The 23662-nt window shown below is 59.2% G+C and carries 20 protein-coding genes; 11 read left to right on the top strand and 9 right to left on the bottom strand.

All coding sequences use genetic code 11. From position 1 onward, the window contains the following. The first annotated feature begins 84 nt into the window (after nt 1-84). Complete coding sequence (locus GRI91_RS08645; protein ID WP_160736242.1) at nt 85-1314, top strand: polyhydroxyalkanoate depolymerase; 1230 nt, start codon at nt 85-87, stop codon at nt 1312-1314. Between the two features lie 77 nt (nt 1315-1391). On the opposite strand, the gene GRI91_RS08640 is transcribed toward GRI91_RS08645, so the two are convergent. Continuing rightward, nucleotides 1392-2780, bottom strand: coding sequence for a putative O-glycosylation ligase, exosortase A system-associated (locus GRI91_RS08640; RefSeq protein ID WP_160736241.1), 1389 nt, complete (start codon nt 2778-2780; stop codon nt 1392-1394). Between the two features lie 275 nt (nt 2781-3055). On the opposite strand from GRI91_RS08640, the gene GRI91_RS08635 reads away from it, so the two are divergent. The 4 genes from GRI91_RS08635 to GRI91_RS08620 all read left to right on the top strand — a co-directional run bounded on the left by GRI91_RS08635 (nt 3056) and on the right by GRI91_RS08620 (nt 12040). Further along, entirely contained in the window at nt 3056-4285 is a 1230-nt protein-coding gene (locus GRI91_RS08635) for a TIGR04063 family PEP-CTERM/XrtA system glycosyltransferase (RefSeq protein WP_160736240.1), read from the top strand. A gap of 36 nt (nt 4286-4321) precedes the next feature. Next, nucleotides 4322-5671 carry a hypothetical protein gene (locus GRI91_RS08630; RefSeq protein ID WP_160736239.1) on the top strand — a complete coding sequence of 450 codons (1350 nt, stop codon included), beginning with the start codon at nt 4322-4324 and terminating at the stop codon, nt 5669-5671. A 276-nt stretch (nt 5672-5947) separates the two neighbouring features. Beyond that, a complete protein-coding gene (gene gltB / locus GRI91_RS08625; protein WP_237437752.1) occupies nt 5948-10591 on the top strand; it encodes a glutamate synthase large subunit in 4644 nt (1547 codons plus the stop codon). 12 nt (nt 10592-10603) lie between these two features. Beyond that, a complete protein-coding gene (locus GRI91_RS08620; RefSeq protein ID WP_160736237.1) occupies nt 10604-12040 on the top strand; it encodes a glutamate synthase subunit beta in 1437 nt (478 codons plus the stop codon). A 49-nt stretch (nt 12041-12089) separates the two neighbouring features. Here the strand turns inward: GRI91_RS08620 and GRI91_RS08615 are convergent, their stop codons facing one another. Both GRI91_RS08615 and ung read right to left on the bottom strand, forming a co-directional pair. Continuing rightward, the gene (locus GRI91_RS08615; RefSeq protein WP_160736236.1) at nt 12090-12419 is read right to left on the bottom strand and encodes a TraR/DksA family transcriptional regulator; all 330 of its coding nucleotides are present in this window, start codon (nt 12417-12419) and stop codon (nt 12090-12092) included. 32 nt (nt 12420-12451) lie between these two features. Further along, nucleotides 12452-13138 (bottom strand): uracil-DNA glycosylase, encoded by a 687-nt coding sequence (gene ung / locus GRI91_RS08610; RefSeq protein ID WP_160736235.1) that lies wholly within the window; start codon nt 13136-13138, stop codon nt 12452-12454. Nucleotides 13139-13217: 79 nt separating this feature from the next. Here ung and GRI91_RS08605 point away from each other — a divergent pair, with 79 nt between their 5' ends. Genes GRI91_RS08605 through GRI91_RS08595 form a run of 3 tightly spaced genes read left to right on the top strand, consistent with a single transcriptional unit; the run spans nt 13218 to nt 15126 of the window. After that, nucleotides 13218-13835 carry a ribonuclease D gene (locus GRI91_RS08605; RefSeq protein ID WP_160736234.1) on the top strand — a complete coding sequence of 206 codons (618 nt, stop codon included), beginning with the start codon at nt 13218-13220 and terminating at the stop codon, nt 13833-13835. Between the two features lie 24 nt (nt 13836-13859). Continuing rightward, entirely contained in the window at nt 13860-14519 is a 660-nt protein-coding gene (gene lptC / locus GRI91_RS08600; protein ID WP_160736233.1) for an LPS export ABC transporter periplasmic protein LptC, read from the top strand. A gap of 58 nt (nt 14520-14577) precedes the next feature. Beyond that, nucleotides 14578-15126 carry an LptA/OstA family protein gene (locus GRI91_RS08595; protein WP_419866836.1) on the top strand — a complete coding sequence of 183 codons (549 nt, stop codon included), beginning with the start codon at nt 14578-14580 and terminating at the stop codon, nt 15124-15126. A gap of 6 nt (nt 15127-15132) precedes the next feature. Here the strand turns inward: GRI91_RS08595 and GRI91_RS08590 are convergent, their stop codons facing one another. The 4 genes from GRI91_RS08590 to GRI91_RS08575 are packed head-to-tail and all read right to left on the bottom strand — an operon-like array spanning nt 15133 to nt 19675. Continuing rightward, on the bottom strand, nt 15133-16179 hold the full coding sequence (locus GRI91_RS08590; protein ID WP_160736232.1) for a DNA polymerase III subunit delta: 1047 nt from the start codon (nt 16177-16179) through the stop codon (nt 15133-15135). Further along, complete coding sequence (gene lptE, locus GRI91_RS08585) at nt 16176-16667, bottom strand: LPS assembly lipoprotein LptE (protein WP_419866835.1); 492 nt, start codon at nt 16665-16667, stop codon at nt 16176-16178. The genes GRI91_RS08590 and lptE overlap by 4 nt, the downstream gene beginning before the upstream one ends. Then, nucleotides 16667-19192 (bottom strand): leucine--tRNA ligase, encoded by a 2526-nt coding sequence (gene leuS / locus GRI91_RS08580; RefSeq protein WP_160736231.1) that lies wholly within the window; start codon nt 19190-19192, stop codon nt 16667-16669. Before leuS ends, lptE begins: the two co-directional genes overlap by 1 nt. A 24-nt stretch (nt 19193-19216) precedes the next feature. Continuing rightward, nucleotides 19217-19675, bottom strand: coding sequence for a DUF3576 domain-containing protein (locus GRI91_RS08575; RefSeq protein ID WP_419866832.1), 459 nt, complete (start codon nt 19673-19675; stop codon nt 19217-19219). 413 nt (nt 19676-20088) lie between these two features. Between GRI91_RS08575 and GRI91_RS08570 the strand changes: the two genes are divergently transcribed. From GRI91_RS08570 to GRI91_RS08560, 3 genes are all read left to right on the top strand, one after another. Further along, nucleotides 20089-20853, top strand: a complete 765-nt coding sequence (locus GRI91_RS08570; protein WP_160736230.1) for a Rho GTPase-activating protein — start codon at nt 20089-20091, stop codon at nt 20851-20853. Between the two features lie 152 nt (nt 20854-21005). Further along, nucleotides 21006-21728 carry an acetoacetyl-CoA reductase gene (gene phbB, locus GRI91_RS08565; RefSeq protein WP_160736229.1) on the top strand — a complete coding sequence of 241 codons (723 nt, stop codon included), beginning with the start codon at nt 21006-21008 and terminating at the stop codon, nt 21726-21728. A 10-nt stretch (nt 21729-21738) separates the two neighbouring features. Further along, on the top strand, nt 21739-22002 hold the full coding sequence (locus GRI91_RS08560; protein WP_337190342.1) for a ribbon-helix-helix domain-containing protein: 264 nt from the start codon (nt 21739-21741) through the stop codon (nt 22000-22002). 52 nt (nt 22003-22054) lie between these two features. Here GRI91_RS08560 and GRI91_RS08555 read toward each other — a convergent pair whose 3' ends face one another. Together GRI91_RS08555 and murA are read right to left on the bottom strand one after the other, a co-directional pair. Further along, nucleotides 22055-22294: a hypothetical protein gene (locus GRI91_RS08555; protein WP_202385530.1), complete on the bottom strand. Its 240-nt coding sequence runs from the start codon at nt 22292-22294 to the stop codon at nt 22055-22057. Between the two features lie 60 nt (nt 22295-22354). Beyond that, the gene (gene murA, locus GRI91_RS08550; RefSeq protein ID WP_160736227.1) at nt 22355-23635 is read right to left on the bottom strand and encodes a UDP-N-acetylglucosamine 1-carboxyvinyltransferase; all 1281 of its coding nucleotides are present in this window, start codon (nt 23633-23635) and stop codon (nt 22355-22357) included. Nucleotides 23636-23662 lie beyond the last annotated feature (27 nt).

Raw genomic sequence — 23662 nt, 5'->3', positions numbered from 1 at the left:
ATTATGCCGCAGTGCAACATTAGGGGTGATGTAAGGTTTGCGCCGAGAACCTGCTATAAAGAGGCGCGCTGTTAGGAATGCCACATGCTGTATCAAGCTTATGAATTTAACCGGTCGCTCTTGTCGAGCGCCAGCAACTGGGCCTCTATCGGCGCGGAACTGCTGAATAATCCGGCATTACCCATGGGCTATTTCGGTATGGGGCCGATGGTGGCGAGCGCGCTGCAGGTGTTTGCCCATATCTATGAAGATCGCGGGAAACCGGTCTTTGGCATCGATTCGGTCGAGGTTGAGGGCAAGGAATATGCCGTTCATGAAGATGTAGTCTTCGAAAAACCCTTCGGCAGCTTGCGGCATTTCCGCCGCGAAGGTCTGCCCAAAGACGCGCCGCGCCTGCTGATAGTTGCGCCCATGAGCGGCCACTACGCCACGCTGCTGCGCGGTACGGTAGAGCGGATGGTCGAAAATCAGAACGTCTGGATCACCGATTGGGCCGATGCCAAGATGGTGCCGCTATCGGCCGGGCGCTTCGATCTGGATGATTACATCGATTATCTGATCGAATATCTCGAATTCCTGGGGCCGGGCATGCATATGCTGGCCGTGTGCCAGCCGGCCGTTCCCGCCTTTGCCGCCGCAGCGATTATGGGCAAGGACAAGAATCCGAATCGTCCGGCCAGCCTGACCATGATGGGCGGCCCGATTGATACACGCGCCAGCCCGACGTCGGTGAATGATGTGGCAATGGAACGGCCACTGAGCTGGTTCCGCAACAATGTGATTGCCACCGTGCCGCTCAATCATCCGGGCGGCGGGCGCAAGGTCTATCCGGGATTCTTGCAGCTGGCCGGTTTCATCTCGATGAATTTCGAGAACCATCTGAGCAGCCATTACGAGATGTTCAAACACCTCACCATGGGCGATCAGGAAAGCGCGGATGCGACCAAGAAATTCTACGACGAATATCTCTCGGTTTGCGACATGACCGCCGAATTCTATCTCCAGACTATCGAACATGTGTTCCAGGAACATTCGCTGCCCAAGGGCGAATTCGTCCATCGCGGCACGGCAATCGACCCCTCTGCCATTCACGATACGGCCTTGCTCGCCATTGAAGGGGAGCGGGACGATATTTCCGGCATCGGACAAACCCGCGCCGCTCTGGATCTGGCCGAAAAACTGCCCGTGAAAATGAAGAAATACCATCTGGCTCGCGATGTGGGCCATTACGGCATTTTCAATGGCAGCAAATGGCGCGGACGCATTGCTCCGGTGCTGGAAGAATGGATACGCGCGAATAGCCGCAAGAAATAAGGCTGGCCCGGCTGGTTCTTGCGGCAACTGGCTTCCAGACGATAACAGCCAAGCGCTGCATTACGCCGCCGCCCGCATCACTTCTGCCACGCGGGCCGGTGATCTTCGCTCAAGCGGGCTTTTTCATCGCGCAGCGCATGACGTTTACCCCGCGCGGCGGGCGCTTCAGTCCTCTGGACATAGCTCCACAAGCCACATTGCAGCCCCACGAGCATGAAGATGAAGGGTTGATAGGCAATGCCCACGAAGGCCGAGCCGACCAGATAAACGATCTGGCCCTGTTGCAGGGCAGTGGCCAGACCCCATTGCCAGCTTTTCTTGCCTGCATCGCTGCGTGCCATCCGCCAGCGAATCTTTTCCATCTGCCAGACACCCAGCAGCTGTATCCAGACCCACAGGATCAGCCCCGGCCAGCCTTGTTCGCCCAGCATTTCGAAATAAGAGGAATGGAAGGCGCGCGCTCTGTCGGTCACTTCCTGATAGGTCACTTCGCGATTGTCAGCGGGACCAGTGACGACCTGCGTAAAATAGGTGAAACTGTTGGCGCGATAGACGTCAAAGCCTCCGCCCAGCGGATGCTCCTTCACATAATCCAGCGTCCAGCCCCATACGGCGATGCGAGTGGATGCAGATTCATCCCCTTCGTGCTTCGTAATCGTGCCCATCCGGTCGACATAGCTTTGCGGCAGAAACGGCACCGCCGCCAGAAATGCCAGGCCTGCCGCCGCAACATATAATGTGCGGTAGCGCACACTGCGCAGCATCAACACACCCAGCACGCCGATACATAATAGTCCCGTGCGCGCCTGCGTGCCGATGGGGATCAGCAGGCTGGAAAAAATCAGGCCTGCCCCAAATATGCGGACCCGCCAATCGGGCGGGAAGATAGTGCCATGACGCATCAGCCATACAGCGACCGGAATGGATGCAATCGCGGCACAGGACAAGATCGACCCTTCATAGAGGCCGGTATTATCATTCACGAACAAATGCAGCATGCCATAGCCGCCGCCGCCGCCCAGGGTCTTGATACCGCCAGAAATCACGATGGCGCCCAGCGTCAGCACCATGGTCAGGGCGACAGCCTCCAGCCGCAATCGCGTCCGCAAGGTCAGCGGCAGGAACAGCGCGAAAAGCAGCGCTTTCCAGACCCATGACCATTTCGCCTCGGCCGCTTCCGGAAATACGGCGAATAATGTGGAAACACCGCAATAGACCAGCAGGATGGCCAGCAAGGCCTGACGCATGGTGAAGCGGCTGCCTTCTTTTTCATCCAGAGCCAGCCAGCCACCAAACGCCGCCACAAACGCAATCAGCGACACCGGAATGACCGTGACCAGAGACCAGCCGATTTTCTGCGGCGCGAGAATATCGATATAGATATAAAGCAGCACCCACAGAAAGGGGCGCTTCAGTCCGGCCAGAAGTACCAAACCGATGAAGCCGATGAAAAACAGATCAAGCATTATGCTGACCGGGGCGCGTGTTCCCCTCCGGCATGTCTCTTTCAGACACCGGCGCCTCTTCCGAAATGCTCAGATCAGGATCAGCGTCCAGTTCATCCCGCATGAGCAGCCGCCAAAAAGCGACAGCCAACAGAAAATGAATCATAAGCAGAACCAGCTTGTCGATCACTAGACTACCGCTTCCCCAACTTGCCGGCCCCTTCGCTCGGTAAAGGCTTACTTAATCAGCCATAGTTGACACCCCGTTAAGTTTCTTATGCCACATACACCGCCAGATGACACGAATACTGCACATCCTTGACCATTCCTTGCCGCTGCAAAGCGGCTATACCTTTCGCACGCGCGCTATTCTGAAAGCGCAGCAGGCGAGCGGTATGGATGTGCGCGGAATCACCGGTTTGCGGCACAGCGCCAAGGGGCCAAATCCCGAATATGCCGACAATCTCGAATTCCACCGCACACCGGGGCAGGCAAACGGCCCCGCTGGTTGGCGCGAATGGCAGGAAATCCGCAAGCTTTCGGCAGCGATTGGCGAAGTCATTGCCCAGTTTCAGCCCAATATTCTGCATGCGCATTCCCCGGCGCTGTGCGGCATGGCTGCCCTTGCTGCGGGACGCCGCCATGGCATCCCAGTGGTCTATGAAATACGCGCATTCTGGGAAGATGCCGCCGTCGGCAATGGCACGGGATCAGACCGGTCCTTGCGTTATCGCCTGACCAGAGCGCTGGAGAATAACGTGGTTCGCCGGGCCGATGCCGTCGTCACCATCTGCAACGGGTTGCAGGACGATCTCATCGCGCGCGGCTTCCCCGCAGACCGGATCAGCATCATGCCCAATGGTGTGGACCTGTCCATGTTCGGCAAACCCCTGCCGCGTGATCAAGCCCTCGCCGATTCGCTGAATATCGGTGACGGCCCGATTATCGGCTTTATCGGCAGCTTTTACGATTATGAAGGGATCGACGATCTGATCGCCGCCATGCCTTTATTGCTGGAGCGCCAGCCACAGGCACGGCTGCTGCTGGTCGGCGGAGGCCCGTGCGCAGATGCGTTGGCGGAGCAGGCTGCACGCTCCCCCGCGGCATCGGCCATCCACTTTACCGGGCGCGTGCCGCATGATCAGGTCGAACGCTATTACTCGCTATGCGACATCATGGCCTATCCCCGCAAAGCAAGCCGGCTGACCAATCTGGTTACGCCGCTCAAACCGCTCGAAGCCATGGCGCAGGGAAAAATCGTCGCCGCATCGAATGTCGGGGGACACCGCGAATTGATCCGTGATGGGGTAACCGGCTCACTCTTCACCGCCGACTCGCCGCATGACTGCGCCCAGGCTCTGGCTGAACTGATTGCGAAACGCGAAGACTGGCCAAATATGCGCGATGCAGGGCGTAATAATGTTACAAAGAACCACGACTGGGCCACAAATGTCGCCCAGTATCGGGACGTCTATAACAATGTCCTCGCGCAGGAAGAACGGAACCGGCAAGCTCGAGCGGCGTAATCTATCGCGGCCTTCACGATATGGATTGGGAATGAGATGATCACACAGGATGAAAGTTTCGCGACTGAGCGTGACAAGTCACCGATCAGCGCACATCCGCTGTTCCCTGCGATTGTCGCCTTGTGGTTCGCCGCATTGCTCGGCTTTGGCAGCCTGGTGCTCCCCGATGTCGTTCTGGAACGGCTGGTAAACGCACTTGGCCTGCCGGATATCATTCCCAGTGCGGCCGCTCCGCTTGGTTCGACAGCCCATGGATTGATTGCCGCCGTCGCCGCCTTGGGCGGCGCCTGCCTGGGCTATTTGCTGGCATGGCAGGTCGCGCGAGCACAGCGCAACAGTCTTGCCCAGCGGGTCGAGGAAGATGAGGCTTCGAACGACGTCGCCGCCACGCCGAGACGCCGCCGCCCGATTGCCGCACATAAAGAGCTGGGAGCAGATGGATTCGACGTTGAAGGCACGGATTACAGTGCAACGCATGGTCATGTGCTGACCGCGAGCCTGGATGAAAATTCCGCCAATGGTCTTTCCCTGCATCCTTTCGACGAGGCTGAAGCCGCGCTGACTGATGAGCCTGAAAATCCTCAAGGCATCTTCGAAATAGAAACCAATCAGGTGGCGGAGGACGCAGCCGACACTGAGGACGGTTTCACCTACCACCCCTTTACAGAAGCTGGCGCAGATGCGGCGGAGTACGGTGTGACAACGGATTATCTGGCAGGCAAGGCCGAGCTGATCGACGATGACACTGTACATGCCAGTCTGGCGCCCGGCGACGAACCCTTTACAAATGCCGAAATCGATTCTGCAGCAGAACTTGCTTCTGCGCCTCTATCGCACCTCAGCCTCGACGAACTGACCCAGAGACTGGCGCTGTCGATTGCTCAACGCCGTGCACAAGCGGCAGCGCGCAAGGAAGCTGAAGAAGAAGCGCACGGCCTGCAGCTCCACACTTTTCAAATGATTGACGAGCCCCCTGCAACCCCCGGCAGCGCCGCCGAAGCGCGCGAGGCATTCTTTTCGGATGAGGCGATTGAAGCAGTTCAGGATCATCGCAATGTCGGCGAGGATGATGCCGATATGGGGGGGCTGCACAGCTTCTTTTCCGAAGTGACCGAAACCAGCGATTCCGACGATTCCGCGACTCCGGAGAATTTTGAGGAGCAGGATGACTCAGCGCAGCGCGCGAATGGGAACGTCTTTGCCTTTGAGAATGGCAATGCGGCGCCGCGTAGCGATAATCAGTCAGTCAGGGAGCAATCCGGCATTACCCGCCCGTTTGATCCGCCCCGCGAAAATTCCGTTGCCGATGCTAAAAATGCCGCGACGCGGAGCGATCAGGAACAGGCCCTGCGCGAAGCCTTGCGCAAATTACAGCGCGTCAGCTAAACTGATTTTAGAGCGTCTTGATTTAATCCCGCCTCAAAAGGCATAATCAATCCGAAAACAGCGGCTGATGCTCACTGTTCATGTCCGGCGCGATGGTTGCATGGGCTGGCGAGGCATGGATTATGCTATCCAGAACCTTGCCAAAACATCTTCGTGTCGCCATGGGAGCATCTCGCGACATTTTTGGAGCACCTAAATTGGGGTGGGTCGCGTTTCATTGCCGGAAAACCCGACGATGAAGCGGCGATCTTTCCCGCTCGATACAGGATGGACAAGTTGACCGAGTTTCCCGCCCCGCAAGGCCTTTACGATTCACGCAACGAGCACGACGCATGTGGTGTGGGCTTTGTCGCCCATATTAAAGGCGAGAAATCTCATGCGATCGTAAGCCAGGCGTTGGAAATTCTGGCCAATATCGATCATCGCGGCGCGGTCGGTGCAGACCCGCTGCTTGGCGATGGTGCCGGAATTCTGATGCAGATTCCTGATCAGCTGTATCGCCAATGGGCCGATGCCGAAGGGCACGACCTCCCGGCAGCCGGCGATTACGCCGTGGCGATGTGCTTTCTGCCGCAAGGCGAAAAAGCGCGGCAGTTCGTGACCGAGCAATTCGAGAAATACATCGAAAAGGAAGGTCAGCGCCTCGTAGGCTGGCGCGATGTGCCGACCACGCTGGACGGCCTTGGCAAAGCGGTGCTGGAATCCATGCCGCTGATCCGCCAGGCATTTGTCGCTCGGGGAGATAATTGCCCCGATCAGGATGCTTTTGAGCGGAAATTGCTGGCGATTCGCAAGCAGCTGCAGAACCCGCTGCAGGAACTGGCTGAAAAGCATGACGACCCGGAAATCACCCGGCTCTATATGCCCAGCTTCTCCAGCCGCACCGTCGTTTACAAGGGCCTCCTCCTCGCCAATCAGGTGGAGACATTTTATGACGACTTGCGCAATCCCGATTGCGTGTCTGCATTGGGACTGGTGCATCAGCGCTTCTCGACCAACACCTTCCCCAGCTGGCGCCTTGCCCAGCCGTTCCGCCTGATAGCGCATAATGGCGAAATCAACACGGTTCGCGGCAATGTGAACTGGATGAATGCCCGCCGCCGCACGATGGAATCGGAGCTGCTCGGCGCGGATCTGGACAAGATGTGGCCGATCATCCCGCATGGTCAGTCCGATACGGCGTGTCTCGACAATGCGCTCGAACTGCTGCTGGCTGGCGGATACAGTCTGGCCCATGCAATGATGATGCTGGTGCCCGAAGCCTGGGCCGGCAATGATCTGATGGATCCATCGCGCAAGGCGTTTTACGAATATCACGCCGCGCTGATGGAACCCTGGGACGGGCCCGCCGCACTGGCCTTCACCGATGGTCGTCAGATTGCTGCGACGCTGGACCGCAACGGTCTGCGCCCCGCGCGCTATTGCGTGACCAAGGACGATATCGTCTGCCTCGCATCGGAAAGCGGCGTGCTGCCCTTCAAGGAAGAGGACATCATCCGCAAATGGCGGCTGCAGCCGGGCCGTATGCTGCTGATCGACCTGGAAGAAGGCCGCATCGTCGAGGATGAGGAAGTAAAGGCCAAGCTTGCCGACGCCCACCCTTATGCCGAATGGCTCGATCAGGCGCAGTATAAGCTGAAAGAGCTGGAAGCGATCGAAACCGATCACGAAGCCGTGCGCAATACCGAAAGCAGCTTGCTTCAACGGCAGCAGGCCTTTGGCTATACGCAGGAAGATATTGGCCGCTTTCTGGAACCGATGGCGACTGCCGGGGATGACCCGATCGGTTCCATGGGCACCGATACGCCAATTGCCGTGCTTTCGAACAAGAGCCGTCTGCTCTACGATTATTTCAAGCAGAACTTCGCGCAGGTCACCAATCCTCCGATCGATCCGATCCGCGAAGAATTGGTGATGAGCCTGCTGTCGATGATCGGCCCGCGTCCCAACCTGCTGGGCCGCGATGCTGGCACGCATAAGCGTCTGGAAGTCAGCCAGCCGATCCTGACCAATCAGGGCATGGAAAAAATCCGCTCGGTCGAAAAGAGCATGGATGGCGCTTTCCGTACCGAAACGATCGACATCACCTGGGATGCCGCAACCGGGGCCGATGGTCTCGAAATGGCCTTGAAGGAAATGTGCTGGGCGGCAACCGAGGCCGTGCTGCAGGACCGTAATATCCTGATCCTGTCGGACCGTGCGGAATCGAAGGACCGCATCCCGATGCCGGCTGCACTGGCGACCGCCGCCGTGCATCATCACCTCGTGCGCCAGGGCCTGCGTATGCAGACCGGTCTGGTGGTGGAAACCGGCGAAGCGCGCGAAGTGCATCATTTCTGCGTGCTGGCCGGCTATGGCGCCGAAGGGATCAACCCCTATCTCGCCTTCGAAAGCATGGAAGCTTTGCGGCGGGACAAGTTCCCCGAACTTGATACCAAAACGGTTGAGCAAAACTACATCAAGGCTGTGGGCAAGGGCATCCGCAAGGTCATGTCCAAGATGGGGATTTCCACCTATCAGTCCTATTGCGGTGCGCAGATCTTCGACGCGGTTGGTCTCTCCACCGAATTCGTCGAGAAGTTCTTTACCGGCACCGCCACCACGATCGAAGGCATCGGCCTGCCCGAAGTGGCCAGGGAATCGGTCCGCCGTCATGCTGGGGCCTATGGCGACAATCCGATCTACCGGAACATGCTCGATGTCGGCGGGATCTATCAATATCGCCTGCGCGGCGAAGATCACGCCTGGACACCCAGCAATATCGCCAATCTGCAACATGCAGTGCGCGGCAATAACCCGAAGAATTACGAGGAATTTGCCCGCAGCATCAATGAGCAGTCCGAAAGGCTGCTGACCATTCGCGGATTGATGGATTTCAAGAAGGCGGAAAACCCGATTCCGCTCGACGAAGTCGAATCCGCCGAAGAAATCGTGAAGCGTTTCTCCACCGGCGCGATGAGCTATGGCTCCATCAGCCGTGAAGCGCATACCACGCTGGCGATTGCGATGAACCGCATCGGCGCACGCTCGAATACGGGCGAAGGCGGCGAAGAAGTCGATCGCTTCACCCCGATGGCCAATGGCGATTCGATGCGCAGCAGCATCAAGCAGGTCGCTTCGGGCCGGTTCGGCGTGACCACTGAATATCTGGTCAATGCGGATGATATTCAGATCAAGATGGCGCAGGGCGCAAAGCCTGGCGAAGGCGGGCAATTGCCTGGCCATAAGGTCGACAAGGTGATCGGTGCAGTCCGCCACGCGACACCGGGTGTGGGGCTTATTTCCCCGCCGCCGCATCATGACATCTACTCGATCGAAGATCTCGCGCAGTTGATTCACGATCTCAAGAATGTGAACACCGGCGCACGGATCTCCGTCAAGCTCGTGTCTGAAGTGGGCGTGGGCACGGTCGCTGCGGGTGTTTCCAAGGCACGTGCCGACCATGTGACCATTTCGGGCTATGATGGCGGTACCGGCGCTTCGCCGCTGACCAGCCTCACCCATGCCGGCAGCCCCTGGGAAATCGGCCTGGCCGAAACCCAGCAGACCCTGCTGCTCAACGATCTGCGCAGCCGCATTGCGGTGCAGGTCGATGGCGGGCTGCGCACGGGCCGCGATGTCGCCATTGGCGCATTGCTGGGCGCGGATGAATTCGGTTTCGCCACCGCGCCGCTGATCGCCGCGGGCTGCATCATGATGCGCAAATGCCATCTCAACACCTGCCCGGTCGGTGTCGCGACGCAGAACCCCGAATTGCGCAAACGCTTTGTCGGCACGCCTGAGCATGTGATCAACTATTTCTTCTATGTGGCTGAGGAACTGCGCCAGATCATGGCGGAGATGGGCTTCAGGACGATCGACGAAATGGTCGGCCGGGTCGACCGGCTCGATACGCACCGCGCGATCAAGCACTGGAAGGCCGAAGGGCTCGACCTGTCGCGTCTGCTCTATCAAGTGCCGCTGGGCGAAGGTAAGAAGCTCCGCCACACCGAAACGCAGGAACACGGCCTCAGTGCGGCGCTTGACGTCGAATTGATCGAAGCAGCCAAACCCGCGATCGAATCCGGCGAAGCGCTGGTTCTCGACCGGCAGATCCGCAATGTGAACCGTACGGTCGGCGCGATGCTGTCGGGTGAAATCGCCCGGGCACATGGCCATGCCGGGCTGAAACCTGAACAGCTGCGGATCAATTTCACCGGTGTTGCCGGGCAAAGCTTCGCTGCATGGCTGGCACATGGCGTCACGCTGGATCTGGTGGGCGATGCTAATGACTATGTCGGCAAGGGACTCTCCGGCGGCCGCGTAATCGTGCGCCAGCCCGATGGCCTGGGCCGTACCGCCAATGACAATATCATCGTCGGCAATACCGTGCTTTATGGCGCGATTGCAGGGGAAGCCTATTTCAATGGCGTCGCGGGTGAACGCTTTGCGGTGCGCAATTCGGGCGCCCTCGCGGTGGTCGAAGGCACTGGCGATCATGGTTGTGAATATATGACCGGCGGCGTCGTGGTCGTACTCGGCCAGACGGGCCGCAATTTTGCAGCCGGCATGTCGGGCGGTATCGCTTATATTTACGATCCCGACCGGACATTCGAACAGCGCTGCAATATGGCAATGGTGGAACTCAGCGCCGTCACGCCGCAGCCGGACGAGGATGAAGGCCTTGGCCGTCCGCAGCAGCGCCCGCTGGGGGTCAATGATGGCGGCATGGGTGACATGCTGCGTCACGATGCCGAACGCCTGCGTATTCTTGTTGAGCGGCACAAGCTGCATACCGGCTCCAGCCGGGCGACAGAACTGCTCGACGATTGGGACAATGCACTCGGCAAATTCGTGAAAGTCATGCCGCGCGATTATTCCCGCGCGCTGAAACAGCTCGAAGCCGAACGCGAAGAAGCTGCCGCCGAAGCGGCCGAATAAGGGTTACAGACAATGGGTAAGGAAACCGGCTTTCTCGAGATCGATCGCCAGGATCGCACCTATGCCGATCCGCAGGAACGGCTGAAACATTACGACGAATTCACAATTCCGCATAGCGAGGAAGGGCTGAAGAATCAGGCCGCCCGCTGCATGAATTGCGGCATTCCGTATTGTCATAATGGTTGTCCGGTGAACAACATCATCCCGGACTGGAACCATCTGGTCTATGAAGGGGACTGGAAGAATGCACTCGAAGTGCTGCATTCAACCAACAACTTCCCCGAATTCACCGGCCGCGTCTGCCCCGCCCCGTGCGAGGCAAGCTGCACGCTGAACATCACGGACGAGCCCGTAACGATCAAGTCGATCGAATGCGCGATTGTCGATCGCGGATGGAAAGAAGGCTGGATCAAGCCGCAAATGCCGGAGAAGAAAACCGGCAAGCGCGTGGCCGTGGTCGGTTCCGGCCCGGCAGGTCTGGCCTGCGCCCAGCAGCTGGCACGCGCCGGCCACAGCGTCACCCTGTTCGAAAAGAGCGACCGGGTCGGCGGATTGCTGCGTTATGGCATTCCCGACTTCAAGATGGAAAAACATCTGATCAATCGCCGCATGGTGCAGATGGAAGCCGAAGGGATCAATTTCCGCACCTCCACCGAAGTAGGCGTGGACGTCTCGGTCAAATCCCTGCGCGAGAATTTTGACGCCATCGTGATGTCCGGCGGTTCGGAAAAGGCGCGTTGGCTCGACATTCCGGGTTCGGAGCTTTCCGGCGTGCGTCTGGCGATGGAATTCCTGACCCAGCAGAACAAGCGCAATGCTGGCGACGATGAACTGCGCGCCGCGCCGCGCGGCTCACTGACCGCGACCGACAAGGATGTGATCGTGATCGGCGGCGGTGATACCGGCTCCGACTGCGTCGGCACATCCAACCGTCAGGGTGCCAAAAGCGTTACCCAGATCGAAATCATGCCGCAGCCGCCTGAGAAGGAAAACAAGCTTCTGACATGGCCCGACTGGCCGATGAAGCTGCGCACATCCTCCAGCCATGAAGAAGGCGCGGATCGCGAATGGGCCGTGCTGACCAAGGAAGTGGTGAGCGAAGACGGCAAGGTGACCGGCCTCAAATGCGTGCGTCTCGAATGGGAAGGGCGCGAGATGAAGGAAGTGGAAGGCAGTGAATTCGTCCTTCCGGCCGATCTCATCCTGCTCGCCATGGGCTTTACCGGCCCGCGCAAGACCGGCCTGGTCGATCAGACCAACGTCGCGCTGACCGATCGCGGCAATGTCGATGCCAATACGCAGGACTACAAGACCAGCGAAGACATGATCTTCGCCTGCGGCGATATGCGCCGTGGTCAGAGCCTGATCGTCTGGGCCATCCGCGAGGGGCGCCAATGCGCCCGTTCGGTCGATGAAGCCCTGATGGGCGTCAGCGAATTGCCGCGCTGATATTTTGAAACCCGCTCTTCCAAACGGGAGAGCGGGTTTTTCTTTCCTCTCAGCCCCTTGCGCAGCTTACGCAAACGGCAACGCTGGGATCATGCCGCAATCGGCCTTCCGCGATTGTGTCTCCGCAAGTCGCGCAATAGCCCCATTCGCCGTCTTCCAATCGGGCAAGTGCGGCATCGATCCGCAGCCGTTCCGCCTTGCGGCGGCGCTGCGTGGCAAGATCCATCGCCTGTAGCTGCATCGCATCCATCCGGCTGAGACGCCCGACACTGTCCTGCTGCAGCGTCACGGGTTCGCGCCCTTCCGCGCTCATCGCATCCTGCTGATCAAGCTCATCGCGCCGGGCGAGCAGACTTTTGCGGGCTTCCTCTTCAGTCATGCGCGCCAGTCTCTCGCCAAATCAGCAGCTTGTCAAAGCGCGGACCAGTCGATCGAACCGCGGCCCTGCTCCTCAAGGAATGTATTGGCCCGGCTGAAGGGTTTGGAGCCGAAAAAACCCCGATAGGCCGAAAGCGGGCTCGGATGGGGGGAGGAAATCACCAGATGGCGGCCATCGGCTTTGAGTTCCGGAATATTGCGCGCCTTCTTCTGTGCGTGGCTGCCCCACAGGATAAACACGCTCGGCTCCTCGCGCGCCGCCACAGCGGCCACTGCCGCATCGGTGATGGCATCCCAGCCCATGCCCTGATGCGAGCCGGCCTTGCCGGCCTCTACGGTGAGTGCGTTGTTGAGCAGCAGCACACCCTGTCTGGCCCAGCCTTCCAGATTACCGTGATCGGGCACGGCAGTGCCGCAATCATCGGCCAGCTCCTTGTAGATATTCACAAGCGATGGCGGCACCTTGACGCCTTCCGGGACGGAGAAGGACAGGCCGTGCGCCTGACCGGGGCCATGATAGGGGTCCTGCCCCAGAATCACGACCTTCACCTGGTCCAGCGGCGTCAGTTCCAGCGCACGTAGCCTTTGCCCGCGAGGCGGATAGATGGGCGTGCCAGCCGCTTCCTGCGCTTTCAGCCAGCCACCCAGCTTGCGGCTTTCCTTCGCTGCGAGCACGGGTTCCAGCGCATCGCGCCAGCTTGGGGGGATCGATTCTGCCATCTCTCCTGCCTAGCCATCCCGGTGCTGCGGCAAAAGCACCTCTTTCCCTATTTTCGCAATCAGACTAAGGCGCATAGTCATGAGCGTTTATTTTCACGAAGAAGATCTGCCCGCCGACGCGCTGGGCCCCGGCCCTCTCGCGGTCGATACCGAAACCATGGGCTTAATCACCCGCCGTGACCGGCTGTGCCTGCTGCAAATCAGCGATGGCAGCGGTGACGAGCATCTGGTGCGTTTCGCCCCGGACAGCGACTATGCAGCCCCCAATCTCAAAGCGGTTCTCGCCGATCCTGAGCGTGTGAAACTGTACCATTTCGCCCGCTTCGATCTGGCTGCAATCGAATATTATCTGGGCGTGACCGCCGCTCCCGTTTTTTGCACCAAGATCGCCAGCAAGCTGGTCCGCACCTATACTGATCGTCACGGTCTCAAAAACCTCGTCAACGAATTGCTTGGCGCAGAAATTTCCAAGCAGCAGCAGTCAAGCGACTGGGGTGCGCCCGACATCAGTGATGCACAGCGCGACTATGCCGCATCCGATGTGCGCTTCCTTCACCGCATGAAAGACATCCTTGTGGAACGTCTCAAGCGCGAAGGACGTTTGGAAATGGCTCAGGCCTGTTTTGACTTCCTGCCGACCCGTGCGCGGCTCGATATTGCAGGCTGGGAAGACAAGGACATTTTCAGCCACGAATAAGGCAGCAGGCCGCTAAAACACATCATGACCGCCAAGGCCGATCAAATCCGCAGCCGCCGTCAGGCGTTTGCTGCACCAGGCAGCCCGCTTGACCGGGTGGTGCGCTGGCTTGCCCTTGGCTTGCCGGCGCTGGTCGGCGTGGTGGCGGCGCTGATGATCATCACCCCGCTCTCCCCGCGCGGTGAAGTCAGCTTTCTGCTTGATCGCAACAAGGTCGCCATTGCCGAGGACCGCCTGCGGGTCGATAATGCCATGTATCGCGGTCAGGATACGAGCGGGCGCCCCTTCTCGCTATTGGCTGGTGAAGCGGTGCAGAAAAGCGCCTCTGAGCCGGTCGTGAAGATGCAGGATCTGGTGGCCCGCCTGCTGCTTCCGGACGGGCCGGCGGTGCTGCGCGCCAATGCAGGCCGCTATAATCTCGATCTGGATGATGTGGTGGTGGACGGATTCATCAATTTCAGCGCCGCTGATGGATATCGCATGTCCGCCAGCAATGTGACAATCAATCTCGCCACCAAGACATTGCAGGGCGATGGTCTGGTTGAGGGCACCGTTCCCGCGGGCAGGTTCCGCGCCGATTCCCTCACGGCCGATCTGGCCGAGCGTACGGTTGCGCTGATCGGCAATGCCCGGCTGCGCATGACGCCGGGAAAAATGAAAATGCCGGCCGGAACAATGGAATGATATCCGCATGAGTGTGCTCTTCCCCTTCTCTGCCAAACGCTCTAATCAACCGATGATGATGCGATTGTCTTTCTCCCGGCTTGCTTTGCGCGGCCTGTTGGCAGGTTTGCTGGCCGGCGGTGTGGCCGCTACGGGCTTCAGCACCTTTGCCGGTGCACAAGCCATTTCCGGGTTCAATTCCAACGCGCCGGTCGATTATGCCGCTGACCGCATCGAATTACAGGACCGGCAGAACCGCGTCGTCCTGTCGGGCAATGTCCAGATTCGCCAAAGCGATCTGCGGCTTGACGCCGCGCGGACCACCGTCTCCTATAGTGACAATGGCAGCCTGCGTATTCAGCGTATTACCGCCAATGGCGGGGTTGTTGTAAGACGCGGCAATGAAACGGCGCGCGGATCAGTCGGAATTTATGATTTCAATCGCCGGATCATCACGCTGACGGGCGGCGTCGCTCTTAAACGCGGTGGGGACACGCTGAATGGCGGGCGACTGGTCATCGATCTCAACACCGGTCTTTCCAGCGTTGATGGTCGCTCCTCTGGCAGCGGATCGCAGCAGAATGGCGGCCGGGTAACCGGCAGCTTCTCCGTCCCTGATCAGAATTGATAAAACTCAGCGGCGCGGTGCAGCCGCGCGGGTAATTTCTGCGAGAGCCTGCGCCAGCAGCAGATCCCCGGCCTGACTGTCGGCCAGCATGGCGCGATGGGTTTCCATCAGCCTTTGTACCAGCCGGTCGAGCTTGCGACCGTTCCATGCGCGCAGCTGCGTGATCAGATCGCCCTTGTCGCGCCAGAATATCCGCCGGGCCTTCTGTTCTGATTCGAGCAGCGCCTGAACATTGCCCCCCGGGCCCAATTTGGCCGCCAGGGAAGCCAGCTGCGCCGCGCGCCGTTCCAGCGCCAGCAACACGCCCACCCCGTTCAGGCCGATTTCGCGCATGCGCTTCAATTCGCCGGATAGTTTGGCCGTTTCGCCAGAAAGCACCGCATTGACGAGCGGCATGAAGCCGTCCTCCTCCGTCTTGGCACCCACTTCCTGCAGGGCCTCCACCGTGGCGCTACGCGGACTTTGCGGGGAAGCGTTGAGATAGAGGGCGAGCTTGGTGACTTCGGATTGGGCCAGCCGGACATCGAGGCCCGATGCGCGCGCGATCTGTTCGGCCAGGTCGCCATTCAGGCGCAATCCCGCGGCATCCGCCATCATCCGAACATCGCCCGTTACCGAACGCAGATCAGGCGGATAGAACATCGCCACCAGCGCATCATCGCGCCCGGCCAGCAATTTCGCGCTGCGTGATTTATCGGTCGCCGAAGTGGCCACCACCAGCACTGGACAGGCGCCATCAGCTTCGCCGGCGTCATAATTCCCGATCAGCACTTTCAGCGCGTCATGCGCCTCGTCACCCTGCGCGCGGACATAAATATGACGCGCCCCGCCAAAGAGGGATTCGGACCGAGCTTCATCACCCAATTTCACCGGGTCGCGGCGCAATTCGCCGCCACTCATGTCCATGCGTTCACCGGGATCGGCCATTTGCGACAGGATCTTGCCCGCCGCGGCAGATGCCCCGGCTTCATCCTGACCGCAAAAGAAGAAAATCCGGCATTGGGCGGCTGCCCGGGCCGCTATTCCGCCAAAATCGCGCTGCGTCGCCTTCACTGCGCCTCGCGCATGCTCAGCGCCACCCGGGTAACGATCTGGTTTGCCACTTCCACCGCCAGGTTTTCCATCGCTGTTTTTTCCGCAGCGATCGTTGCATATTCAGAAGATACGACATCAATCCCGGCATCGGACCCTGCTGTCCGGTCCAGCAATATGGTGCCGGTCTGATTATCAATCAGCTGATAGCGGGCCCGCATGGTCAACCTTTCGCGGCCGATCGTGTCATCCGTCAGCAGGCCCAAACCTTCGAGCTGTTCATCCAGCCGCACATCCAGGCGGTAGCGGGGCGCGGTATCATGTCCGCCCTGCCCCAGCTGGTCGCGCAAAGCATTGCGCACCAGCCAACCGGACCGGCCGGAAATCGGACCGACTTCCACAGCCGACAGACCGCGTGCCACAGCTCCATTGCCGCCGCCCTGATACATCGGGCTGAGCCCGCAACCGCTCAGCGCGGCCGCCAGCAGAGCAAGAGGCACGAAGCGCATCATATGACGATATTCACCAATCGGTCGGGCACTACGATCACCTTGCGGATAGCTGCTCCATCGATTGAACGCTGAACCTTCTCGCTCGCCAGTGCAAGCGCTTCGAGCTCATCCTTCGGCATGCCCTTGGCCACGGTCAGCGTATCGCGCAGCTTGCCCTTCACCTGCACGGCGATGGTGACTTCGTCATCCACGAGCAGCGCTTCATCCACTGCGGGCCAGCTCGCTTCGGCAACCAGCGCACCGTCGCCCATCTGCGCCCAGCCTTCTTCGGCCAGATGCGGCATCATTGGCGCGATCAGCAGCAGGATGGAACGAATAGCCTCGCTGCGGCTGGCGGACGGCTTGGCCTTCTCCACCGCGCCTGTCAGCTCATAGATGCGCGCCACGGCCTTGTTGAAGGACAGGCCTTCAATATCCTCGGCCACTGCGGCGACAGTCTGGTGGGTCTTGCGCGCGAGCGCCTTGTCTTCGCCTTCGGCAGCCGCATCATATTGCGCGAACAGGCGCCACAGACGCTGAACGAACCGCGAGCAGCCTTCAATTCCGGCTTCAGACCAAGGCAAATCGCGTTCTGGCGGGCTGTCGGACAGCATGAACCAGCGCACGGCATCTGCGCCATACAGATCGACGATCTGATCGGGATCGACGACGTTCTTTTTCGACTTGGACATCTTGATCACGCGGCCGATTTCGACCGGCTGACCATCCGCCTTCAATGTTGCGCCTTCACCTGTCCGGTCCACTTCCGCCGGGCTGTAATAGACCGGCTGACCATTTTCAGCGCTCTTCCGCGAATAGGTCTCATGCGTGACCATGCCCTGGGTGAAAAGCTGGGCGAAAGGTTCGCTGACGTCCAGCATGCCGACATGCTTCAAGGCACGAGTCCAGAAACGGGCATAGAGCAGATGCAGAATCGCATGTTCGATCCCGCCGATATATTGATTCACCGGCAACCAGGCCGCGGCTTCTGCTGGGTCGAAGGGTTTGTCCTTCGGCTGGCTGGCAAAGCGGATGAAATACCACGAACTGTCAGCGAAGGTGTCCAGCGTGTCGGTCTCACGCTGCGCAGCACCGCCGCATTTGGGGCAGCTCGTGTGCTTCCAGGTCGGATGACGCTCCAGTGGATTGCCCGGGATCGAGACATCGACATCTTCGGGCAGTTTAACCGGCAGCTGATCCTTGGGCACCGGCACCACGCCGCAGCTGTCGCAATGGACGAAGGGGATCGGCGTGCCCCAGTAACGCTGGCGCGAAACGCCCCAGTCGCGCAGCCGCCAGACAGTCTTGCCTTCGCCCCAGCCTTCACTTTCGGCACGCGAAATGACGAGTGCCTTGGCCTCGGCCACGCTCATGCCGTCAAGCTCGCCCGAATTGACCAGCACGCCGTCGCCGCTCTCGGCTTCACCGTCGAAAGGCTTGTCCGCTTCTGCGGCGGAAGGCGCGACGACGCGCGGGATCGGCAAGCCATATTTGGTGGCGAATTCAAAGTCGCGCTGATCATGGCCCGGCACCGCCATCACTGCGCCGGTGCCGTAATCCATCAGCACGAAATTGGCGATATAGACCGGCAGCGCGGCCCCGGTGAAGGGATGCTTCGCCGTGATGCCCGTATCAAAACCCAGCTTTTCCGCTGTTTCCAGCTCTTCCGCCGTAGTCCCGCCAGCGCGGCATTGCTCGATAAAGTCCTGCGCATCGGCATTCTTCTCTGCGACCGCCTGCGCGATCGGATGATCGGCCGCAACCGCGACAAAGCTCGCGCCATAAATCGTGTCGGGCCGGGTGGAGTACACCTCCACATCGCCGCCATCGGACAGATCGAAGCGGAATTGCAGGCCGCTGCTCTTGCCGATCCAGTTTTCCTGCATCAGCCGGACCTTTTCCGGCCAGTTCTGGAGACTGCCGAGACCATCCAGCAGTTCCTCGGCAAATTGCGTGATCTTGAGGAACCACTGGCTAAGCTTGCGCTTTTCCACCAGCGCGCCCGAACGCCAGCCGCGCCCGTCGATCACCTGCTCATTCGCGAGCACGGTCTGGTCGACCGGGTCCCAATTGACCGCGCTTTCCTTGCGATAGACGAGACCCGATTCGTAGAAATCGAGAAACAGCGCCTGCTCGTGCCCGTAATAATCGGGGCTGCAGGTCGCCAGCTCGCGGCTCCAGTCGAGCGCGAAGCCAAGACGCTTCAATTGCGCCTTCATGTTTTCGATATTCTGATAAGTCCATTCGCCGGGATGGACCTTCTTTTCCATTGCGGCATTTTCGGCCGGCATGCCGAAGGCGTCCCAGCCCATCGGATGGAGCACTTCATGGCCCGTCATCCGTTTATAGCGCGCGAGCACGTCACCCATCGTGTAATTGCGGACATGGCCGATATGGATGCGCCCGGAGGGATAGGGGAACATCTCCAGCACATAGCTTTTCGGCTTGGCGCTGTTGCTGTCCGCACGGAAACAATCCTGTTTGTCCCATGCGCGCTGCCAGCGCCCGTCGACCTGCGACGGATCGAAACGTGTCTCGTTCACTTACCTGCCCCTTAGTTCAAGCAATCAGCCAATGGCCGAACGGCGCAAATCGCGGGCCTTGGTCAGGATAATATCTTCCAGCTTCTGCACCGTGGCCGCCTGCACCGGCGCCGCGACCCAGTTTCCGCCCTGCAGCACTTGCCGCGCGGCCGACACACGCAGCGCATCCGCGCGCAGATCCTGATCGAGAATGGTCACGGTCAGCTTCACGCGTTCTGTCGGATTTTCCGGCTGCGAATACCAATCGGTCACAATCACGCCGCCGGCACTGTCCGCCTGCGTCAAGGATGCAAAAGACAGCGTTTCGAGACTGGCGCGCCAGAGATAGGAATTGACGCCAATGGTCGTGACCTGCGCGGCGGCGACATCCGCTTGCGGACGTTTGTTGCCGCCACCACAGGCGCTCAACAATGCGGCCAGAACACCCAGAGCAGCAAACTGCCCGGCCTTCTTCATGCGGAGGGAGGAATATGAATGTGCCATGCTCGGTCCTGTTCGTATCGCGGGCAGCTGCCCTTTGGGGCCTCTATAACCACCGCAGATTTTGCGGCAAGGTCGCGGGATATATCGCGGGAATTTTCAGCCCTTGCCCAATGCCGCAAACTCAGGCCATTATGGCGCTGAATAACCCCTTAACCGAAGGCTGCGCAAACACGGTGAGGATTCACGGAATCGCGGAAAGCAAGCACGCAGAAACCCGGCCTGTGTATAAATGGCAACAGCCAGATGATTTTTTCGCAATTTCCAAATCTTCTCTATACAATCACCATATCTTGCGCGAAAACACATGCACTAGCTGAAGAATTATATTCATATTTCTCTGCTAAGAATGGGTTAAGAGTCGCAATGCTCTGATTTGGGGTGTTGCATTGGAATTAGGGGCGATTCGAAAGATCATGACACACAAGCGGAACAGGACCTGGCGCGGCTTTGCCGTCCCCCTGCTCGCGGCAGGTGTGCTTGGCGTAATTGCCGTTCCTACAGCCAGCCTCGCCGTTGATTCGCTGAATTCCAATGTGGTCAGTCTGGCGGCACGCGGCAGCTTCGCTTCCTTCACTCCCGCATCGATTGATCAGAAGCTGGCGCAGTTCATTTCCGAACGCAGCAGCGGCAAAGGGCGCATGATGCGCTTCACGCCTGCTGGCGTTACCGAACGCAGCAGCCGGCCGGTAACGGTGGCGATTCGCGTGGATGAACAGACCGCGCGGGCCATTTCGGTTCACTCCTCGATTGCCGCGGCCAAGGAACAGGTCGCATCCGAAAGAGATGTTCAGATTGCGCCCACGCGTTATAATCTGGGCCTGTCGCGCGGTTATAAGAGCTTTGCCCAGAACGAAAAACCGCTGGTCAAGAATCTTGCCGATGTGCAGATCCCTGATCTTGCGGCTTTCAAACCCAGCACAACGGATAAGGACAAGCCGAGCCGGTTTGCAGCCCGCATCGCGCTGGACGAAAAAGAAAATGCTGGCGTAAGCAAGAACACGATTGAAGCACTGGGTGGCCAGAGCGTTGATCTGGGCGGCAGCTATCGTGTGACGCGCAATCTCAATGTCACGGCGGGTGTTCGCTATTCGCAGGATCGTGACCGGTTGAGCCCGCTTGCCGACACGGATCAGCTGGATAGCCAGGCCGTTTATATCGGTACGCAATTCCGCTTCTGATCATTCAGCCGGATGTGAACGTCCGCTGGTCTCAAAATTCAACACAGTCTTTGAATCAGGCGGCCTTTCCCTTTGCGTAAAAGGGACTTCGCGCATAGGTTTTCCCTAGCTTCTCAATGAAGCCAGATCCACTTTATGGGAGTACTTTGCGAATGGCTCGTGTTGCAATCGTTACCGGCGGAACCAGAGGCATAGGGGCAGCCATCAGCGTGAAGCTGAAAGAAAACGGTTTTACCGTTGCCGCCAATTATGCAGGCAATGACGATAAGGCACGCGCCTTCACCGAGGAGACCGGCATTCCCGCGTATAAATGGGATGTGGGTGATTTCGAAGCCGCGCAGGAAGGCTGCACCAAAGTTGCCGCAGAACTCGGCCCCATTGAAGTGCTGGTGAACAATGCCGGGATCACACGTGACGGCACCATTTCCCGAATGACGCATCAGGATTGGGATGATGTCATCCGCATCAATCTCGGTGGCTGCTTCAACATGGCCAAGGCCTGCTTCCCCGGAATGCGGGAGCGTAAGTGGGGCCGCATCGTCAATATCGGCTCCATCAACGGTCAGGCCGGTCAGTATGGACAGGTCAATTACGCCGCAGCCAAAAGCGGCATTCACGGTTTCACCAAGGCCCTGGCCCAGGAAGGCGCGAAATTCGGGGTTACAGTGAACGCTATCGCCCCGGGCTATATCGACACCGACATGGTTGCCGCGGTGCCGGAAAATGTTCTGGAAAAGATCGTCGCTCGCATTCCGGTGGGCCGCCTTGGTCAGGCAGAGGAAATCGCGCGCGGCGTAGCCTATCTCTGCGGCGAAGATGCTGGCTTCGTCACCGGATCGACCATGTCGATCAATGGCGGACAGCACATGTATTAAGGACGGCCAGGTGTCCGGTGATTCGTATCATCCCCCCGTCAAACGGTCGGTTGAAATCGCCGGGCACAAGACGTCTATCAGTCTTGAACCGATTTACTGGGATGCCTTGAAACGGGCCGCCTTGGCCGAAAACGTACCCCTGAATGCCTTGGTCGCGCGAATTGACCGGCAGCGGCTCGACTCAGACGTACCGCCCGGCCTGGCCGGAGCCATCCGGATCTGGTTGCTGAGCCAGCTATTGGCGGAACAGGCACAAAAAAAGGTGGAAGGCTAAACCCAGTCTTCCACCTTTTTTGATTTAGATGGAGCAGATCGCTCCGTGCCCATCAGTAATTGGCAGGCGGATCGCTGGCCGGGAAGCTCTGATCCGAATCTTCATCGGCTTCATTCCATGAACGTGCCGGCTTGTCGCGCATGGCATTGGGGCCGGAATCACGCACATTGGAGAAGTTGGAATTGCTGCCCTGCCCTTCAGCATAGGCAGCACCGCCATCCTTGTTCTTCTCGTAATATTTATACCCGACATAGCCGAGCGTTCCGAGTGCAGCGAGTTTAAGCAAACCCATGATAAAACTTCCTTTCGTTCTTTCCCGACCAACGATCAGGATTGCAGAAAGGTCCGGAGCCTACCCGCCGACCCGTTCAATATCCGCGCCAAGCAGTGCCAGTTTTTCTTCGAGCCGTTCATAACCCCGATCAAGGTGATAAAGGCGGTGAACCTGCGTCTCCCCTTCTGCGGCCAATCCGGCGATAACGAGGCTCATCGATGCGCGCAGATCGGTTGCCATGACCTCAGCCCCCGTGAGCGCCTCCACCCCATGCACGATCGCTGTGCGGCCGGATGTTTCGATATTTGCCCCCATGCGATTAAGCTCGGGCACATGCATGTAACGATTTTCAAAAATCGTTTCTGTCAGCACGCTGGCGCCTTCTGCACGGCACAACAGAGCCATCAATTGCGCCTGCATATCGGTGGCGAAGCCGGGATAGGGCGCGGTCGACAAATTGACCGGCTTAAGCGGACCATGCACCTCAACCGAAATGCCCTTGGCATCACTTTCGACCGTCACACCGGCGTTGCGCAAAGCATGCAAAGTGGCCGACATCTCATCCGCTCGCGCGCCTTCCAGCCGCACCGAACCGCCCGTGATCGCCGCCGCGCAGGCGTAGGAGCCAGCTTCGATCCGGTCAGGCATGACCTTATACGTCGCCCCATTGAGCCGGGGAACGCCATGAACCACCAGTTCAGATGATCCGATGCCTTCGATCTCAGCCCCCATCGCGCAGAGCAGATTGCACAGATCGACGATCTCGGGTTCGCGCGCGGCATTGCTGAGGCGTGAAGTGCCCTTTGCCAGCACAGCCGCCATCAAGGCATTTTCGGTCGCGCCGACAGAAACGACGGGAAAATCGAAATCACCGCCCGGCAATCCTCCATCGGGAGCAACAGCCCGCACATATCCCTGCGCCAGTTCAATTTCCGCGCCAAACGCCTCCAGCGCCTTCAGATGCAAATCGATCGGACGGTTGCCGATGGCGCAGCCACCCGGCAGCGAAACCGTCGCCTCACCGGCGCGGGCCAGAAGCGGGCCCAGCACCAGAATCGATGCGCGCATTTTGCGCACCAGATCATACGGCGCCACGGTGGATGTCAGGCGGGTGGCCTGCAGCGTGACAACGCGGCCAAAATCTTCCGGCCGATGACCGGCAATCGCAACCGATACGCCAAACTGGGTCATCAGATGCTGAAAACCGTCAATATCAGCCAGCCGAGGCAAATTGCGCAGCGTTAACGGTTCGTCGGTCAGCAAAGCACAAGGGATCAGCGTGAGCGCTGCATTCTTGGCGCCTGAAATAGGAATCGTGCCGGAGAGACGATTGCCGCCTCGAATAATAATTTTGTCCATCGAACAACCATCTAAAGGTTTTATGGC

The organism is Altericroceibacterium endophyticum (genome assembly GCF_009827595.1).
Classification (GTDB): Bacteria; Pseudomonadota; Alphaproteobacteria; order Sphingomonadales; family Sphingomonadaceae; genus Altericroceibacterium; species Altericroceibacterium endophyticum.
Note: the sequence above shows the minus strand (reverse complement) of the source record. Positions and strands in the feature narration are given on the sequence as shown.